Genomic DNA, 17,748 nt, shown 5'->3' on the forward strand with positions numbered 1-17,748 from the left:
GTTGTGGTGGCTGATGCCACCACAACTTCACACCTTCTGTCTCCTCACATCGAACCTTGATCATGAAAACTTCAATGATGGCAGCCATGGTGCTGCAGCTGGTGATTATGGCGGGATCAGTCCACGCCAACGAGATTTCGGATGGGCTGGCCGAGTCGGGCTGTACGCTGGACGTGCAGCGCAGTATTCCTTTGCAGGCCAGGCAACCGGGCACGTTGAAAATCAGCGGCTGTCAGGTTGAAGGAGCAGCAGAGGCATCACTGCCTTTTATTTCCATGTCCGTGCGCGGTGCCATGAGCGATGAGCTTGGCATTCTCAACAACGGCCAATATCACAAGGTGTCCGGCGAGAGCTTTATTATTTCGGATATCGTCAACAGTGATCTGGAATTCAATTTGGGTCTGACCAGCAGTCAACTGTTTTTTCCGGACAGTACGACGCTGTTTGAACTCAATTATATGTAAGCAAGCCAATTGCTTAGTGTAGATACCTCATTACGTGAGACCGTTATGCAATTCCTAGAGTAAATATATGAGCGTTTCAACATCAGACTCTGTGAGAAAAAAACATTATTCCAAAATGGCTTTTATGCTGTGCGTGCCCGGCCTGATGGCGGTGGCGAATCATGCATGGGCAGAGACGGAGTTTAATATTGATGCGCTCGATCTGGACGAACGAACCAAGATCGACCTCTCCCAGTTTGCCGACGAAGGCTACATCCTGCCCGGCGACTACTACCTCGAGATCGAGGTCAACAAGAACAAGCTGCCCCTGCAGAAAATCCCCTTCTACGAGACCGACACCGGCAAGGGGAAGGGCGGGGTGGCCTGCCTGCCGCAAGAGGTGATCCCCAAGCTGGCGCTGACCGACGAGGCCATCGCCAAGATCGACAGCTGGCACGACGGTCAGTGTGCCAACCTGCTGGCGCTGGACGGTGTGGTGATCGCCAACGACATCGGCAACGGCCTGCTGCGCATCGCCGTACCCCAGGCGTGGATGAAGTACAGCGATCCCAACTGGATTCCGCCCGAGCAGTGGGATGAAGGGATCCCGGGGATGATGCTGGACTACAACATCAACGCCCAGATCAACGAGGGCGATGGCTACTCCAACCGCAACATCAGCAGCTACGGCACCCTGGGGTTCAACTACGGCGCCTGGCGCCTGCGCGGTGACTATCAGGCCAATGCCTACTGGGGCGACAACGATCGGACCACTTCCGAGCTGAACCGCATCTACGCCTATCGTCCGCTGCCGAACATGGCCGCCAAGCTGACGGTGGGTGAGCAGCAGCTCAACTCCCAGCTGATCGACGGTTTTCGCTATACCGGCGTCAATCTGGCCAACGACGAGCGCATGCTGCCGCCGAGTCTGCAGGGCTATGCGCCGGAAGTGAGCGGCATCGCCAAGACCAATGCCAAGGTGACCATCTCCCAGTCCGGTCGCATCCTCTATGAGACCAACGTACCGGCCGGTCCGTTTCGCATCCAGGGGCTGGACAGCTCGGTGCGCGGCCGTCTCGATGTGCGGGTGGAAGAGCAGGATGGCAGCGTCAACTCGTTCCAGGTCGACACGGCAACTGTGCCCTATCTGACCCGTCCCGGTTATGTCAGATACAACCTGGCGGTCGGCGCCCCTTCCGAACAGACGGACTCGGTGCACGACGTGCACGGCCCTGCCTTCGTCACCGGTGATTTCTCCTGGGGGGTGGCAAACTCTTGGTCGCTCTATGGCGGCAGTCTGGTTGCGGGTGAATACAACTCCATGGGGCTGGGTATCGGTCGCGATCTCTATGCCTTCGGTGCCATTTCCGCCGACCTGACCCAATCCATTTCCAAGCTGCCCGGCCTGTCGACCAAGATTGGCCAGTCGGTGCGGGTGAACTACGCCAAGCAGTTCGATGAATACAACAGCTCGATCACCTTCGCCGGCTATCGCTTCTCCCAGCATGACTTCATGACCATGTCGCAGTTCCTCAATAACAAGGATCGGCTGGAGAAGAACGAGAACACCTCGAGCGATGACTACAACAACTGGGGTGACAAGGAGCTCTACACCATCACCGCCAACAAGACCTTCTGGGCGGACGATGCGGCCAAGGCGCTGACCGTCTACCTGGACTACACCCACAGAACCTATTGGGAACATGACGCCGAGGATCGCTACGGCCTCACCATCAACAAGAACGTGAACATCGGCAGCTTCAAGGATGTCTCCGTCTATGTGTCGGCCTACAAGACCAAGACCGAGAACTACGAGGATGACAAGAGCGTCATGCTGACCCTGAGCATGCCGATCGGGGACAGAAAGAGCGCGGGATACAGCGTGCAGTCCTCCAACGGCAAGGTGACCCACCTGGCCACCTATCAGGACTACAGCCGGCCGGATGATACCTATCAGCTGGGGGCGGGCGTGCAGAGCAATGGTCACGCCGTGGCGCGGGGTTACTACAACCACAACAGCGACATCGGGGCGGTCAGCCTCAATGCCTACAGCGTGCAGAGCGAGTACACCTCGGTCGGTGCCAGCCTGCGCGGCGGCCTGACGGCGACCGAGCACGGGGCGGCCCTGCATCAGGCGACCCGTCGTGGCGGCACCCGCATGATGGTGGATACCGACAAGACCTCCGGCGTCTCCTTCAACAACGGCCGCGCCGTGACCAACCGCTTTGGCGTCGCGGTGATCAGCGACATGACCGACTATCGCAAGAGCGACACCCGGGTCGACGTGGATCAGCTGAGCGACGACATCGATGCGATGAACGCCATCAAGCAGGGGACCCTGACCGAGGGGGCAATTGGGTATAATGCCTTCGAAATCGCCGAAGGGTTCAAGCTGCTGGCCAACGTCAAGCTGTCCGATGGCTCAGTGCCGCCGTTTGGTGCCACCGTCGTCAGGGATTCCGGCCGTGTGCTCTCGGTGGTGGATGAAGATGGCCTGGTCTATCTGACCGGGGTGAAACCGAATGAAGCGTTTGAACTCTCCTGGGGCGGCGCCCGCCAGTGCAAGATAGTGGCACCGCAACAAGTAACCGATCTGTCGATGAAGACTCTCACTTGCAAGTAATGGGATACCGATGAAAAAGCTGCTCTCTTATACCTGTCTGGCCGTGCTGGGCATGACCTCGCTCAACGTCAGCGCTGCCATCGTGCTGGACCGTACTCGCGCCGTCTATCCGGGTGGTGCCAAGTCCATCAGCCTCAACATCAAGAACGAGAACCAGAAGCTGCCCTATCTGGCGCAGTCTTGGATTGAAGATGCCCAGGGGCAGAAGATCTCTTCTCCCTTCGTGGTGCTGCCGCCGGTACAGCGGGTGGATGCCAACCAGAAGTCCATCGTGCGCATCGCCAGCGTGCCGGCCGTCGACAGCCTGCCCAAGGATCGCGAGTCGATCTATTACTTCAACCTGCGCGAGATCCCGCCCAAGAGCGAGAAGAGCAACGTGATGCAGATTGCCGTGCAGTCCAAGATCAAGCTGTTCTACCGCCCCGAGGCCATTTTGCCCGAGCGCGGCGCCATCTGGCAGGATCAGGTGCTGATCACCAAGCAGGGCAAGGCCCTGCAGGTGAACAACCCCACCCCTTACTACATCACCTACGTGGGTCTCGGCCATCCGCAGGGCAAGGGGAGAACCGCCATCAAGGGTTTCTCCGCCTTTATGGTGGCACCCAAGTCCGAGCAGACGGTCAACATCCCGGAAGCGCTGGGCAATGAATTTGTGATCAGCTACGTCAATGACTACGGCGGATATATGGATATCAAATACCAGTGCACAGGCAATGCCTGTAAAGCCGTGAAGAGCGAGTAAGGCCTATGCTACGTTCCATCTTCTGTTCAAGCCTTATGCTGTTTGCAGGAACGGCATTGGCAAATGGCTATGTGACGCCCAACCCAACCCATGATTACTATATATCGTTGGATAAGGCTGATATTCAAAACAAACCTGGTTTTACTACCAAGGCGTTTGAGTGGAACTTGGGGGGGCAATATTCGGGTATCGTTACCTGCCCCGATAGAAGCATTCCACAATCTCCAGTGTACTATAAGGCGACCATGACGGATGGCTTGCCTCAAGCCGGTGACGGTTTTGTAAAACTAAATGACTTTCTGGATATGAAGGTCGAAATTTGGATAGCCGGTTGGAAGAAAAAATTTGTTACGGCCCCATTTCCGAATGAGAGTAATGATTACCCAAATTACTCTTGTACTAAGGGAAAAGAGACAAGAATAAATAATTTCGAAAGTGGTAGTCGTGGGCGAGTAACCTTCCGTGTAAGAAAACAAATAATTAATGGTGTGCAAATATCGGATCGTCAAGTCGTAGAGATGTATGGCCGCTTAGGATCTACTACTACAGATTTCAATAATTTGCCAATGTCTCGAATTACGATTACATCTGCAATTTTATATGTGCCGGAAGAGTGCGTGATTAACGGTGGGCAGACGATTGAGGTAGAATTTGGTGATTTGCCAGGATCTGGATTGGATGGGAACAATTTTGAAAAGACGGTCCCTCTGACATTTCAATGTCGCGGTGGTGTTTTCGAAGGGGATGCTTTGAAGATCAATCTTGGTATTTCTGGAAAACCGACCTCTTTCAACCAAGACTATCTGCGGACAACTCGGGATGGCTATCAAGGTGGAAATGTCATTTCCGATTTGGGCATAAAGTTCAAGCAGCTGGATGGTTCTCAGCTGAATTTGAATACATTTTATCCGGTTTCCATGCAAGGAAACATTGGTGACTGGGGCTTTATTGCCGCGCCGATAACACCGGTAGGCGCTGATATTCCTGCGGGTGACTTCTACGCCACCGCCACCATAGTTGCCGAATTTCAGTGAGGAGTTGTCATATGTTGCGGACATTGTGGATAGGCCTGGCGCTGTGCCCGCTGTTGGCGGTAACGGCAGCTCCCCGTGCCAGCAATGATCTGGAGTTGCTTGGCAATACGGTCCACCTACATGGCCGTATCATCGATCAGCCGTGCGAGATTGCTCCCGAATCCATCGAGCAGGAGGTCGAGATGGGGGTGGTCGACGTGAAGGAGCTCTATGCCAACGGGGCCGGGGTCCAGGTGCCTTTCTCCATCCGGCTGACCAACTGCAAGCCGGGGATCTTTCGCATGGCCAAGGTGACCTTTACCGGCTCGCAGGATCCCCAGCTCAGCGGCGGGTTGGCGTTTACCGCCGGGATGGCCAAGGGCGCCGGGATCCGCCTCTATGACGTGACCCAGTCACCGCTGGATCTGGGCACCCCCTCCCGCGGTTATCTGCTGGGCGGTGCGGCAGACAATGAGCTGCAGTTCTTTGCCAGGGTGGAAGCGCATCCGGACGCGCTGGCTGCCAAGACCATCCAGCCCGGGGATTATTCCGCCGTGGCCAACTTTATCGTTGCCTATGAATAAGGTCAGAAGTCATTGCGCTGAATGACCTTTGAATTACCCAGACTGGGCCAGTTGATGACGCCGCCCAGATAACTGGAGAGGTAAATGCCCCCCGGCAACTGCACAAACTGTGCTTTCTGTTTAGGGGGGGTCAAGGCGGCTACCAGGGTTGCCACCATGCCGTTATTGGTCAGTGCCTTTTGATCGATGTAATTGACGATGGTATTTTTTACCTCTACCGAAATATCGCCATCATCCCGCTCCAGATCCCCGACGGAATCCAGATTGAACAGCGTCTGACCCTGGCTGTCGGTAGCTATAATGGTTGCCACGACTATTTCTCGGCTCAGCGTAACAATGAACTTGTTTTTTCTTGTCAGCTCAACCCAGTTGTCCGGCGCTTGGCAATTGCTGTGATATCGAACTGTGGTGTCGGTATTGTTGTAATAGTTGTGGGAAACATTCTTTCCCTGCTGAGCCATGGTGGAAATAACGCATTGCACCTCTTCGGCAAGCGGATGACCATTGCGCAATAAAAAGACATTTTCTGACAGCTGGCGACTGTTGTTGTCGATGGAAAAATAGCTGATGGCTTCTTTTCCGACCAGCAGGGATACCTGTTCATCATCCTTGCGCGAAATTTTCTGGACCAACGGTGAGAGCGCATCGATCTTTACCTTCAATGCTTGCTCGGTATCACTGGTCATATAAAGAGAAACATGGCCAAGATTGATGGTGCGCAGCGTATTGGCCGTGGCATAGTGATATATGCTGATGACCAGCGCGGTCAGCGATACCAGCAAGAGTGCAACCAGCAAAATACGCTGCGGGCTGAAATAGCGATCATATTTACGGCGGGTATATTGCCGTCTGACCTGGGGCACATTGGCGGTTGCGACCGTCTGAATTTCTTCATTCGGCACTGCCTCCTCGGTCTCTCCGGCCACTTCAATGGGGGCGCAGAAGATATATCCCACCCGCGGGATAGTATCGATCGCATCCATCAAACCGAATGATTCCAGCTTTCGTCTCAACGAGAGGATCTGCCGGTTCAGGTTGGTGTCGGTATTGTCCTGGTTCGGCCACAAGGCATCCTGCAGCTTGCTTCTGGCAATGACAGTACCTGCCTCATCACACAGCATCTCGAGCAGCTCGGCTTCCTTGTTGCTGAGCTTGATGTCCTTGTCTCCTTTCGAGAGTCGGAATATTGCAGCGGAGAAAAAGATATCCTCTGCAATTTTATAATTTTTGTTACTCATGTGTGACTCGTCTTACTGCCAAGGAGAGCATTTTACCACCATGCAGTCTTTGTTCAAATAATGGGAAATTAGCAATATCTTTAACTATCAACTAGTTACCTTTGCGTTTAAATGCATGGCGGGGAATATGGTACTACAGGCGGCTCGTTCAGTTCAAAAAACACGCAAAAAGAGGGTCATGTATGTAATCGTTCTCACTTCCCCCTGCCTGTGAGGGGTATTTTGACGCCGCCAGCATTTTCTTTCGAATAAAGTGTGTATTTGGATGGCTCCACCATGTCTGAAATTGTCGCATGGCTGATCACTGTTCCTGCAGCATGCGTTGATATTGCCTGCGCTGCGGCTTGAGTTGCCCCCCGAGATCGGGCCAGGGATGCCATTGGTCCGGCACCATGAAGCCGGGCAGGGTCTGCCGGATCCAGGTCGCCAGCTCGGCATAAGGCCGCGGCTCGCCATGCCAGTCGATGAAGGCGGCGGGCCTCTGCCCCCACTCGTCGCTCGGCACCGGCACCACCAGCGCCTGTGCAACTGCGGGGTGATCCACCAGCCGCTGCTCTATGGTCTCGGGCTGAATGTTCTCGCCCCCCGAGATGAAGAGGTTGTCGAGCCGCCCCTCCACCACCAGTTCGCCATCCGTGTTGAAATGCCCCTTGTCGCGGGTGTGGAACCAGCCGTCCTCGTCGAGCGGCCGCGCCAGCCCCCCTTCCTTGAAGTAGCCCGCAAACAGCGTCTCGCCGCGCACGCAGATCTCCCCCTGGCGGATGCAGACCTCCCGCCCCGGCAGCGCCTTGCCCACCACGCCAGCGGCGGCTGGCCGGCCGGTGCAGACCTGGCTGCCCATCTCGGAGAGGCCATAGCTCACCTTGGGCACCAGCCCCATGGCGGTGAGCCTGTGCACCAGCGGCTGGGGGATGGCGGCGCCGCCGAGCAACAGCTCGCGCAGCCGGGTGCGAGCGGGATCGAAGCCCTGCGCCAGCAGTCGCCAGAGCTGGGTCGGCACCAGGGATAGATGGGTGATGGGTTGTTGTTCGAGCCGCTCCCTGAGCGGGCGGGCGCGATCGTCCAGCACCAGGGCTGCGCCCGCCAGAAAGACCCGAAACAGGATGGCGTAGCCGCCGACATGAAACAGCGGCAGGGAGAGCAGCCAGCCACAACGCTCATCGAGCGGGATCTGGCTGGTGGAGCCTCGCGCCGAGGCCAGGTGGTTGGCCAGCTGGTGCACCACCGCCTTGGGCGTGCCGCTGGAACCCGAGGTGAGGATCATGTTGTTGAGCCGGGCCGGCGCCAGCATGCAGTCGCCTTCGTCCGCCGCCAGCTCACGGGTGAAGTCGAGTCGTAGCGGTTGCCAGCCGCCGGTCGGGATCTCGCCCGCCGACCAGCAGGCCCTGACGTCGAGCAGGGTCGCCAGCTCCGTTTGCCGAGTCAGCGGAAAGGCGGGGTTGAGCGGGCAGAAGACGATGGCGCTGCGCACGCAGGCCCAGGCCAGCAGCACATCTTCCAGTGCACCGCGTACCACGGCGGCGAGGCGATCTCCCGGTTGCAGGCCGGCCATGGCCAGCTGCTGGCACAGGCTGTTGAGCCTGGCGTCCAGTTGCCGGTAGGTGAGCGGGACGGCGGCGTGAATGGCGATACGAGCGGGAGCGGATTGCGCCCAGTGACGCACCGGGCAGGGTTCGAGATGGAAGTGATGGTCAGACAAGGGTGGCATGCAGGCCCCTTCAATCGTGGTGAAACAGGGGCTCCAGCAGGCTTGGATCGGGTTTGCTGGCGGCGTCCAGCAGATCGGCGGCCAGCCAGCGCCGGGTATCCAGGCCGGGGGCCTGCTCCGGTGCCCATTCGCCGGCCAGATGGAACAGCTGGTTCAGACCGACGCCGGATTCGAAACAGGAAGAGACGATCACCTTGAGGCGCAGCTCGTGGGCCCGGGCCACCAGCGCCTCGCAATGGGCCAGCGAACCGAGCAGGGTCGGCTTGAGCACCAGGGCGCGCAGCTGGGGAATAGGCTCCCATGGCTTGCCCTGGGCCAGCAACTCGTCGATGGCCACCGGCATGCCGGTGCGATTGGCCACGAAGGCGATGTCGGCAAAGTCGGCGCAGGGGTCTTCCAGATATTCGATCCGGTTTGGATCCAGATGACCGCAGAAGGCCCAGGCCTCCTCGCGGGTCCAGCCCTGGTTGGCGTCCAGCACCAGCTTGAGGGTGGGAATGCGGTCGCACAGCAGGCGGATCAGCGCCAGCTCGTCGCGCATGGGGTAACGGGCCACCTTCAGCTTGGCCTTGTTCGGGGTCTTGTGAAGCCAGTTCTTCCAGTTCTTCAGCAGCTCCTGGGGGGAGCCCTGAATAAGGGGATAGGGTTCGGGCAGCGGGGCTGTCTGGGCAGGCCAGCAGCGGCGGGCACAGTCCAGCCCGAATTGCACCGAAGGGAGCTGCGGGGCTATCTCCTGCCCCGCAGCCAGCCGTTCCAGACAGACGATGGCTTCGGCTTGCGCCTCGGCCAGGCTCTCGCGGGAGAAGCCGGGCAGGGGGGCTATCTCCCCCCAGCCGTCGTCAATGCGGACCAGCAGGCCCTCTCGCGCCACCTCCACCTTGCCGTGAAAGGTCAGGGGCTGGGTAAAAGGCAGTTGGTAGCGATAGAGAGCGAGTGTCATCAGGGATTCCGCTTGTATTTGGAGAAGTCGGGACGGCGTTTCTCGTTGAACGCGTTGCGCCCTTCCTGACCCTCTTCGGTCATGTAGAACAGCATGGTGGCATTCCCCGCCAGCTCCTGCAAGCCGGCCTGGCCGTCGCAGTCGGCGTTGAGGGCGGCCTTCAGGCAGCGCAGCGCCATCGGGCTGTTCTGCAGCATCTCGCGGCACCAGCGCACGGTTTCACGCTCCAGTTCTGCCAGCGGCACGACGGTATTGACCAGCCCCATGTCGAGGGCTTGCTTGGCATCGTACATGCGGCAGAGGAACCAGATCTCGCGGGCCTTCTTCTGGCCGACGATGCGCGCCATGTAGGAGGCACCCCAGCCGCCGTCGAAGGAGCCCACTTTCGGGCCGGTCTGGCCAAACTGGGCGTTGTCGGCGGCGATGGTCAGATCGCACATCATGTGCAGCACGTGGCCGCCACCGACCGCATAGCCGGCCACCATGGCAACGACCGGTTTCGGGCAGGTGCGGATGTCGCGCTGGAAGTCGAGCACGTTGAGGTGATGGGTGCCCTCGTCATCGCGGTAGCCACCGTAGTCGCCACGGATCTTCTGGTCGCCACCGGCGCAGAAGGCTTTTTCACCGAAGCCGGTCAGGATGATGGTGCCGACCTGATCGTCGTAGCGGGCATCGGCCAGCGCCTGCAGCATCTCTTTGACGGTGCGGGGGCGGAAGGCGTTGCGCACCTGGGGGCGGTTGATGGTGATCTTGGCAATGCCATCGCCGGACTTGTGATAGAGGATGTCCTCGTAACCGGCGGAGCAATCACGCCACTCGACGGGGGCATAGAGTTCCGCTTCAGTCATTGCTTCAATCATGACGCTTCTCTTCTTGTTGTTGGTTGACCCACTCCGCGAGGAGCCGGGCAAAGGCCTCAGGCTGGTGGGCATGCAGGTTGTGGCCGCCATCCAGCTCCAAGTGGTTGATTTTGCTCTGCTGACTCGCCATGAGGCAAGCCAGCTGATGGAATTTGTGATCCCGCTTGCCGCTCACCCAGGTGACCGGCAGCGTGCCTTGCGCCAGCCAGGGGGCCAGGTTCGGCTGCTTGCCAAGGGAGGTGGCGCGCAGCATGGCGGCCACGGCCTGGCCGTCGTTGCCAAGGCGGCGGGCTATCTGGCGGGCGCGGGCTGTGTCGTCCAGATCGGTGAACACCCCCTGCCGATACCAGTCGGCCAGCACGCTGGCCAGGGGCTCCTGCTCGAAGCGCAGGGCCCAGCTTTCGTCGTGGGTCAGGCGCGCAGCGCGCTCTTCGGCGGGCAGGCCGGGGTGGCAGTTTTCCAGCAGCAGGGCCTGCAACCCAACCGGCGCCTGGCTGGCGTGATAGAGGGCGAGCCGCCCCCCCAGCGAATAGCCCGCCAACCGGTAGTGGTCGATGCCGCGGGTGGCCAGCTCGTCGCAGAGCCAGCGGTGAGCCTGGTCAAAACCGCTCACCCGCACAGCCTGGTTGCTGCCGTGGCCCGGCAGATCCAGCGCCAGGCTGGGGAGGTCGGCCAGGGCTGCCTGCACGGGTTGCCAGTCTTGGGCATCGCCGAGCAGACCGTGCAGCAGCACCAGCGTCGGCTGGTCGGCACTAGCTGCCACGGATCGCGCTTCCCAGTGCCTTCAGATCCTCGGCGACTTCGCTGCTGGGGACCTTGATTTCAATCAGCGTTACCCCCTTTTCCAGCGCGGCGGCGTACTCCCGCTCAAAGTCGGCGAGGGTGGCCGGCACCCGGTAGTGGAGGCCGAACATGGCGGCGGCGTGTTCGAAGTGCAGGCCGTGGGGCAGGCAGTAGTAGGTCTCCAGCAGTGCGTCCTGGGTCGGCACCGGCAGCATGCGAAAGATGCTGCCGCCGTCGTTGTTGAGCAGGATCACCACCAGCGGCCGGCTCGCCTTGCCAAGCAGCGCCAGGCTGTTGAGATCGTGCAGGGCGCTGAGATCGCCGAGCAGCAAGGTGGTGGGCTCGTCACTGCCTGGTTCGACCGATTGTGCGAAGCCGTAAGCGGTGGCGATGAGGCCGTCGATGCCGGAGGCGCCGCGGTTGGTCATCACCCGGCTGGGGCCCTTGCCCGCCTCGCCGAGCATGTCCATCAGCCGGGCCGGCATGCTGTTGCCAACGAACAGCTGGCCCCTGATCCGCTGGTTCAGACGATGGCACACCCCGAGTTCGGAGAAGCGCTCGCAGGCGCTGCGCACCTGCAGACTCACGGACTGCTGGCGCTCCGCCAGCCGGTGCCAGGGCAGGTGCGAATGCGCCACCGGATGGGCGGTGGCAAAGGCGCCGGGTTCGCACAGCAGGCGGCGGCGCAGCCGGTAGTCCGGGTCGAGTCGGGCCGGCTGCGGGTCGATGAGCCAGTATGCCTGCCAGGAGTGCTGTTTGATGAACTGACCGAGCCGCTTGGAGATGAGACGGGCGCCAAATTGCAGCAGCACCTCGGCGCGGGCCAGTTCGGCCACGAAGCCGCTGTGTTGCAGGGCGAGATCGGCGTGCACCAGGTTGCGACCATCGAAGCGCAGCTGGCTCTGCAGATCGGCCAGCAGGGGCCAGCCGAGCCGCTCGGCCAAGGCGGCGACTGCCTTGGCCTGGGCGGGATCCTGAATGCGGCCGGCGACGATGAGGCCGCGCTTGCCCTGCAGCTCGTCCCAGTCGGGTTGACGGGGGCAGGGGGGTTGCGCCAGTTGCCAGGGGCTCCAGGGCTCGGACGAGCGAAGCCAGTCGCCGAGGGGGGCCAGGTAGGCGGAGAAATCCAGGTACTCATCGCCCGGATAGAGGGGCTCCGGGTACATGCAGTTGAAGTGCACCGGCCCCGGCGTGCGCGCCTGCTGGGCCAGCGCCTGATCCACCGAGCTAAGCACGAAGGCGGCCGGGATGGTGGCGGTGGGGCTCGGCAGGTTCTGCTGATAGACGGGGTAGCGGCCGAAGATCCCCTGCTGGTCGATGGCCTGGTTGGCCCCGTTGTCGATGAGCTCGGGCGGCCGGTCGGCCGAGAGAATGATGAGCGGCACGCCGGTGAGCTGGGCCTCGGCCACCGCCGGCCAGAGGTTGGCCACCGCGGTGCCCGAGGTCATGATCACCGCCACCGGGCGGCCACTGCCCTTGGCCAGCCCCAGCGCCATGAAGCCGAGGCCGCGCTCGTCAAAGTGCAGATGGCGGCGAAAGCCGGGGTGCGCGGCGGCAGCCATGGTGAGCGGTGCCGAGCGGGAGCCGGAGGCCAGCGCGATATCGCGCACGCCGAGGCGAAAGAGCTCCTCCAGCAAGAGGGAAGACCAGACGTGGTTGAAGGTGGCATGGTGACTGGCGAACGCTTGGCTGGCAGACATGAGGCTCTCGTGGTGAGGAGTCGATAAGAAACGCTATCCCAGCAGGGAGAGCACATTGGCGATCTTGTTGTCGAGTTCGGCCCACTCGGCGGCAGGCTCGGAACCCGCGACGATACCGGCGCCGGCAAACAGGGTGATGGCCTGCGCCGTGATGCGGGCGCTGCGGATGGCGACCGAGAACTCGGAGGTCTCCCGGCTCAGCATGCCGCAGGCACCGGCATACCAGCCGCGATCATAGGGCTCGCGCTCGCGGATGAAGGCCAGCGCGGCCTCGCGCGGAGCGCCGCCCACCGCCGGGGTGGGGTGCAGCGCCTCCAGCAGTTGCCAGTCGCAGACGCCGGGCTTGAGTTCGGCCTCGATGTCGCACTTGAGGTGCTGCAGCAGGCGCAGTTTGAGAATGCGCGGCTCGGTCAGAGTGGCATCCGTGGTGAGCGGCGCCAGCCGGCTGAGGATATCGGCGTGCACCAGCCGGTTTTCCAGCCGGTTCTTGCTGTCGCCCAGCAGCTCGGCGGCCAGCGCCGCGTCGGTTGCCTCGTCGCCGGAGCGGCGAATGGTGCCCGCCAGCGCCTCGGTGAAGAGGTGCTGCTGCTCGCGGCGATAGAGCCGCTCGGGGGAGCAGGCGATGAAGCTCTGCTCGGGGGAAAACTGGAGGCCGAAGTGAAAGCAGTCCTGACCGTGTTGTGCCCAGCGGGCCAGCAGCGACCAGGGGGCGACGGCCTGCGGCTCGGTGGCATTCGTCGCACCCTCATGGGTGAGTCGGCTCTGGCGCGACAGCACCACCTTGGGGGTGTGGACCTGGAAGTCGGCGGCGGTCACCTGCTCGACCAGCGTCTGCCACTGGGGCTGGCTCGGACAATCTTCCCGCTGCCACGGGTGGCGGGCCAGCGGGGGCAGGGGCGCCTCCGGCTGGAGGGCGTCGAGGGCGGCGGCGGCGGCCTGCAGTTCAGCCTCGAAGGCGTCGCCACCGGTCTGCTCCGGCAGCCAGAGGTTGAGGCAGAGGGTGACGCACTCGCCACGGCGCACCAGCTCGATGCGGGGCAGCACGAAACGACAGGGGCCGAACCCCTGCCAGCCGGGCTGGGTCGGGTCGAATGCCAGTCCGCCATAGTAGCGGGGGCTGTCATCATGGGGCTGGCTGGTGTGCTCGCAGACCTGGCGGATCGCCCTGGGCTCGGTCAGCTCGCGCAGGCAGCCCAGTGCCACGTATTCGGGCTTGTCCTGTCCTCTGGCATGCCAATAGATGCGGGGATAGAGAGTCTGCGCCGCCAGCCAGCCCAGGAAGGAGCGAACCTCGATCGCGACGCGCAGTCGCACGAAGCCGCTGGCATTGCCATGACGCAGGGCGTCCAGTTGTTGCTTGATATGGGTCTGAGCCAACATGGATTTCGTCTATGAGCCGATAGTGACGGTCCATCCTGCAGAAGGATGCCGTTGGTTTATGCCAAAGGAGCGATTATTCCTATATATTATCTGCCCATTCGTCCATGTAAATCGCCCGGGGAGCCAACTCCCGAGGGGCCAAGTATACCGAAATCCGGTTCGATAACCCTTAACACGATCAATATCTGATTGTTTGGCCATCACAATATGACAAATACCTTATCTATTTGGTTGTTGGCGGCGCGTTTGCGAACGTTGCCGCTGGCGTGCTCCTCCATTTTGCTGGGATCTGGGCTGGCGGCCAGCCGCGGCGCCTTCGACGGCACCATCATGGCGCTCTCCCTGCTGACCGCCATTCTGCTGCAGATCCTCTCCAATCTGGCCAACGATTATGGGGATGCGGTATCCGGGGCGGACAATGGCGAGCGGATCGGCCCCCAGCGCGCCGTGGTTTCCGGCCTCATCACCCGCAAACAGATGTGCGTGGCCATGGCGCTGACCGCCCTGGCCGCCGTGGTCAGCGGCCTCGCCCTGCTGGGCTGTGCCTTCGGCGATCAGTGGTTGCAGATCCTCACCTTCGTGCTGCTGGGCGGTGCCGCCATCGTGGCCGCCGTTACCTACACAGTGGGCAAGACTCCCTACGGCTATCGCGGCTTCGGCGATATCTCGGTGTTCCTCTTCTTCGGTCTGCTGGGGGTTCTCGGCTCCTACTACCTGTTCACCAAGACCCTGCAGTGGGATCTGCTGCTGCCGGCCACCGCCTGCGGCCTGCTGGCCACCGCCGTGCTCAACATCAACAATGTGCGCGACATCGAGACCGATGCCGCCAGCGGCAAGATCACCCTGGCGGTGCGGCTCGGCCGCAACCGGGCCATCGCCTATCACTGGGTGCTGCTGGGAGCGGCGCTGCTGGCGACTATCGCCTTCATCCTGACCCAGCCTGCCAGCTTCTGGCCCTGGATCTTCCTGCCCGCCATGAAGCCGCTCACCGACGCCGCCCGAACCCTGCGCCAGAGCTTCGATGGCGAGGTGCTGACCGGTTCGCTCAAGAAGACCGCCATCAGCGCCTTCCTCTACAGCCTGCTGCTCTCCATCGGACTGGCGCTCTCCTGAGTCGCAACCTTGTCTGGCAATGAAGAAAGGCTCCCGCAGGGGAGCCTTTTTGCTGGTTGGGGTATGCTGTCCGGCCATTCACTCATCGGGCAGGAGGGCCGCCATGCGCGACTCGCTCAAGCAGAAAATCATCCAGGTGTGCCAGCAGAAGATTGCCCAGAAGGGGGAGACGGTCGGGGTCTCCTTCTATGCGTTTTTTGCCAACCGCAATGACGACCCTGAGCTGCTGATGGAGGCGGCGACCTGGTGGATCCAGACCCAGCGCCTCGATCACTTCGAGAAGGCGAGGAAGATCCTCCAGCTGGTGGAGCAGGAGTAAAGACGGGTTGAAAACCAGCGGGCTCCCATTCGGGAGCCCGCTGGCTGGTGCGTCAGGTTGAGGTCACGCTAGCTGGCCCGTGCCAGTCGGGGCGCCCGACGGCGGGCGAAGAGCAGGCTGTCCAGCAGCCAGATCACCAGCATGGAGCCGCCCACCAGCGGGAAGCAGATGCCGAGCAGGATCAGCAGGGCAAGGGCGCCGCGCATGGGGGGCAGGGTGGTCGGCAGCGGCGGGGCGGCGAGGCGGCCCTGCGGACGACGGCTCCACCAGATCCAGAGCCCGCTCACCGAGCTCAGCAACACCAGCAGGCAGATGAGCAGCATGGCGAGCTGATGCGGCCAGCCGTAGAGCTTGCCCATGTGCAGCATGACGCCGGTTTCCACCGTCTTGGCGACCGGGCCGTAGTCCTGCCAGCGCACGTCCGCCAGCACCTTGCCGCTGTATTGATCGATGTGCAGGGTGGCGTCGTTGCGCGGATCATCGGCAAAGATGGCGATGGTGTAGACACCGCTCGCCCCGGCCGGCGGCGTGATGCTGTAGCCCGGCGTGACCCGGCGTGCGGCGGCGATCTCCACCACCTGCTGCAGCGGGATGCGGTGCTCCGCCATCACCATGCCGTCGTGCTCGCCACCGTGTCCCATGGCGCTGTGGTCGTGGGCCTTGGGCTCGGTCGAGCTGGGGATGGGGGTGTTCTCCACCGCCCAGGGCACGGTCTGCTGGTGGGCATGGTTGAGGCTGCGGGCCAGGGGCGCCGACTTGGGCACCTCGTTCCACATGGCGGCCGGGAAGCGGTTCCAGACGGCGGCAAACTGATCGCCCCAGAAACCGGTCCAGGTCATGCCGCTCAAGAGCAGCAGCAGCAGGAAACCGGCCCCCCAGAAGCCGACCACGGCGTGCAGGTCGCGCCACCAGAGCCGGCCACGCTGGCTCCAGCGCGGCCACAGGATGCCGCCAACCCCTGGCCCCTTGCGTGGCCACCAGAGATAGAGCCCGCTCAGGAGCAGCACTATGCCCCAGCCGGCGGCCAGCTCGATCAGCCTATCCCCCACGGTGCCTATCATCAGCTCGGCGTGCAGGGCGCGCGCCACCGCCTGCAGATTCCACTTGTTGTCCATGGTGCCGAGCAGGGCGCCGCTGGCGGGATCGAGGAACAGGGTCAGCTCGCTGCCCCCCTGGCGGACGATGAACTGGGCGCTGGCCTCCGGGCCTGTGGGGGGCAAGTATTTGCTCAGGCTGGCGTCCGGCATGGCCGCCATCGCCTTTACCAGCAGCTGGTCGGCGCTGAGCGGTTGGTTGACGGGGGCGACCTTCATCAGCTCTGGGTACATGAGGTTGTCGAGCTGGGGCTTGAACAGATAGACGATCCCGGTCAGCGAGAGCAGGATCAGGAAGGGGGCGACGAAGAGACCCGCATAGAAGTGCCAGCGCCAGATGCGCTGATAGTGGTTCGCGTCCCGATTTTTCATCTCTGTTCCTTGCGCCTTGGGTTAACGTTTCAGTTGGTGGAATGTTGGTGGCGGCGCGGATGATAACAGCAACGTTTTGTTAACTGCAACAGAACATGAGGGCTGGCCGTGGAGGTAGCCGAGTGCACGCCGAACCGGTTTGCCGGCGGTCAGAAGGTGGCGCAATCCCGTCAGGGCGAGCCTTGTCAAAATGGACTTTTGGCAGAGAGATCATTACCTTGTTGCAACATAAGAGAGTGCTTGCACGGCGAAGAATCCAGGGAAGGAGGCAGACGTGAAGTTGCGACCCCACGGCCATTTCGAGATGCAGCGACAGGGCCAGGTGCTGATCTGCCGGCCGAGCGGCCCCTTCAATCTGGCGGGGGCCATGGCCTATGAGGCGCAGTTCAGCCAGCAGATCGCCAGCCTGAGTGCCGGGCCCTGGGGCATAGTCGAGGTGGCGACCGAATTCGAGGCGGCCGGGCCCGAGGTGCTTGCCCGTTTTCGCCGTCAGTTCGAGTGGTGCGCCAACAACGGCTGTGCCTTTCTGGCGGTGGTGCTGGCGGGCAGTTTCAAGCAGTATCTGGCGGATCAGGTGTTCAGCGGGTTGCCGTTTCAGGGGATCCGTTACTTCGAGCAGACCGACGAGGCGCTGCACTGGCTGGAGCAGCAACTGGTCGGGCTAGCCTGAAATAGACCGCAATGCGACTGATGCTGGTGGGCAGTTCAATCCAGCCTGATAAACCACTTGTCCCGCTCGTCGATACAGTCCGGCTCACCCATCTCGAACTCACGGCAGATCAGGGGGCGCACCTCATGGATGCGGCACATCATCGCGGTGAGTGCGATCGAGGGGC

At 61.6% G+C, this 17,748-nt stretch carries 16 protein-coding genes and 1 pseudogene; 8 read left to right on the plus strand and 9 right to left on the minus strand.

Translation table 11 applies throughout. The annotated features are described in order from the left end of the window. The first annotated feature begins 74 nt into the window (after positions 1–74). The 5 genes from AB5Y95_RS15540 (at position 75) to AB5Y95_RS15560 (ending at position 5,405) form a co-directional block, all read left to right on the plus strand. Positions 75–464, plus strand: coding sequence for a hypothetical protein (locus AB5Y95_RS15540; protein WP_368161624.1), 390 nt, complete (start codon positions 75–77; stop codon positions 462–464). A gap of 67 nt (positions 465–531) precedes the next feature. Beyond that, positions 532–3,066, plus strand: a complete 2,535-nt coding sequence (locus tag AB5Y95_RS15545) for a fimbria/pilus outer membrane usher protein (protein WP_017779285.1) — start codon at positions 532–534, stop codon at positions 3,064–3,066. A gap of 10 nt (positions 3,067–3,076) precedes the next feature. Further along, positions 3,077–3,808, plus strand: coding sequence for a molecular chaperone (locus AB5Y95_RS15550; RefSeq protein WP_279463054.1), 732 nt, complete (start codon positions 3,077–3,079; stop codon positions 3,806–3,808). A 5-nt stretch (positions 3,809–3,813) separates the two neighbouring features. Continuing rightward, positions 3,814–4,842, plus strand: a complete 1,029-nt coding sequence (locus tag AB5Y95_RS15555) for a fimbrial protein (RefSeq protein ID WP_005308359.1) — start codon at positions 3,814–3,816, stop codon at positions 4,840–4,842. A gap of 11 nt (positions 4,843–4,853) precedes the next feature. Next, a complete protein-coding gene (locus AB5Y95_RS15560; protein WP_017785834.1) occupies positions 4,854–5,405 on the plus strand; it encodes a fimbrial protein in 552 nt (183 codons plus the stop codon). Positions 5,406–5,407: 2 nt separating this feature from the next. Here the strand turns inward: AB5Y95_RS15560 and AB5Y95_RS15565 are convergent, their stop codons facing one another. The 7 genes from AB5Y95_RS15565 to AB5Y95_RS15595 form a co-directional block, all read right to left on the minus strand. Continuing rightward, the gene (locus AB5Y95_RS15565; RefSeq protein WP_005308366.1) at positions 5,408–6,643 is read right to left on the minus strand and encodes a winged helix-turn-helix domain-containing protein; all 1,236 of its coding nucleotides are present in this window, start codon (positions 6,641–6,643) and stop codon (positions 5,408–5,410) included. Positions 6,644–6,944: 301 nt separating this feature from the next. Continuing rightward, a complete protein-coding gene (locus AB5Y95_RS15570) occupies positions 6,945–8,351 on the minus strand; it encodes an AMP-binding protein (protein ID WP_368161548.1) in 1,407 nt (468 codons plus the stop codon). Between the two features lie 10 nt (positions 8,352–8,361). After that, a complete protein-coding gene (menC, locus tag AB5Y95_RS15575; protein ID WP_368161549.1) occupies positions 8,362–9,291 on the minus strand; it encodes an o-succinylbenzoate synthase in 930 nt (309 codons plus the stop codon). Continuing rightward, complete coding sequence (gene menB / locus AB5Y95_RS15580; protein ID WP_019841092.1) at positions 9,291–10,139, minus strand: 1,4-dihydroxy-2-naphthoyl-CoA synthase; 849 nt, start codon at positions 10,137–10,139, stop codon at positions 9,291–9,293. The genes menC and menB overlap by 1 nt, the downstream gene beginning before the upstream one ends. A gap of 4 nt (positions 10,140–10,143) precedes the next feature. After that, positions 10,144–10,914, minus strand: a complete 771-nt coding sequence (menH, locus tag AB5Y95_RS15585; protein WP_368161550.1) for a 2-succinyl-6-hydroxy-2,4-cyclohexadiene-1-carboxylate synthase — start codon at positions 10,912–10,914, stop codon at positions 10,144–10,146. Further along, entirely contained in the window at positions 10,904–12,634 is a 1,731-nt protein-coding gene (gene menD, locus AB5Y95_RS15590; protein WP_368161551.1) for a 2-succinyl-5-enolpyruvyl-6-hydroxy-3-cyclohexene-1-carboxylic-acid synthase, read from the minus strand. Before menD ends, menH begins: the two co-directional genes overlap by 11 nt. 33 nt (positions 12,635–12,667) lie before the next feature. Beyond that, entirely contained in the window at positions 12,668–14,014 is a 1,347-nt protein-coding gene (locus tag AB5Y95_RS15595) for an isochorismate synthase MenF (RefSeq protein ID WP_368161552.1), read from the minus strand. Positions 14,015–14,221: 207 nt separating this feature from the next. Here AB5Y95_RS15595 and AB5Y95_RS15600 point away from each other — a divergent pair, with 207 nt between their 5' ends. After that, entirely contained in the window at positions 14,222–15,127 is a 906-nt protein-coding gene (locus tag AB5Y95_RS15600; protein ID WP_005308387.1) for a 1,4-dihydroxy-2-naphthoate polyprenyltransferase, read from the plus strand. Between the two features lie 103 nt (positions 15,128–15,230). After that, positions 15,231–15,446, plus strand: coding sequence for a DUF6500 family protein (locus tag AB5Y95_RS15605; RefSeq protein WP_010635255.1), 216 nt, complete (start codon positions 15,231–15,233; stop codon positions 15,444–15,446). 68 nt (positions 15,447–15,514) lie between these two features. Here AB5Y95_RS15605 and AB5Y95_RS15610 read toward each other — a convergent pair whose 3' ends face one another. Continuing rightward, positions 15,515–16,912 carry a PepSY-associated TM helix domain-containing protein gene (locus tag AB5Y95_RS15610; protein WP_368161553.1) on the minus strand — a complete coding sequence of 466 codons (1,398 nt, stop codon included), beginning with the start codon at positions 16,910–16,912 and terminating at the stop codon, positions 15,515–15,517. Positions 16,913–17,186: 274 nt separating this feature from the next. Here AB5Y95_RS15610 and AB5Y95_RS15615 point away from each other — a divergent pair, with 274 nt between their 5' ends. Continuing rightward, on the plus strand, positions 17,187–17,582 hold the full coding sequence (locus tag AB5Y95_RS15615; protein WP_005308395.1) for a hypothetical protein: 396 nt from the start codon (positions 17,187–17,189) through the stop codon (positions 17,580–17,582). Between the two features lie 35 nt (positions 17,583–17,617). Here AB5Y95_RS15615 and AB5Y95_RS15620 read toward each other — a convergent pair. Continuing rightward, positions 17,618–17,725: pseudogene (locus tag AB5Y95_RS15620) on the minus strand (YkgJ family cysteine cluster protein); the annotation flags it as partial. Positions 17,726–17,748: the final 23 nt, after the last annotated feature.

This window comes from Aeromonas sp. R5-3, from assembly GCF_040908225.1.
GTDB lineage: Bacteria > Pseudomonadota > Gammaproteobacteria > Enterobacterales > Aeromonadaceae > Aeromonas > Aeromonas dhakensis.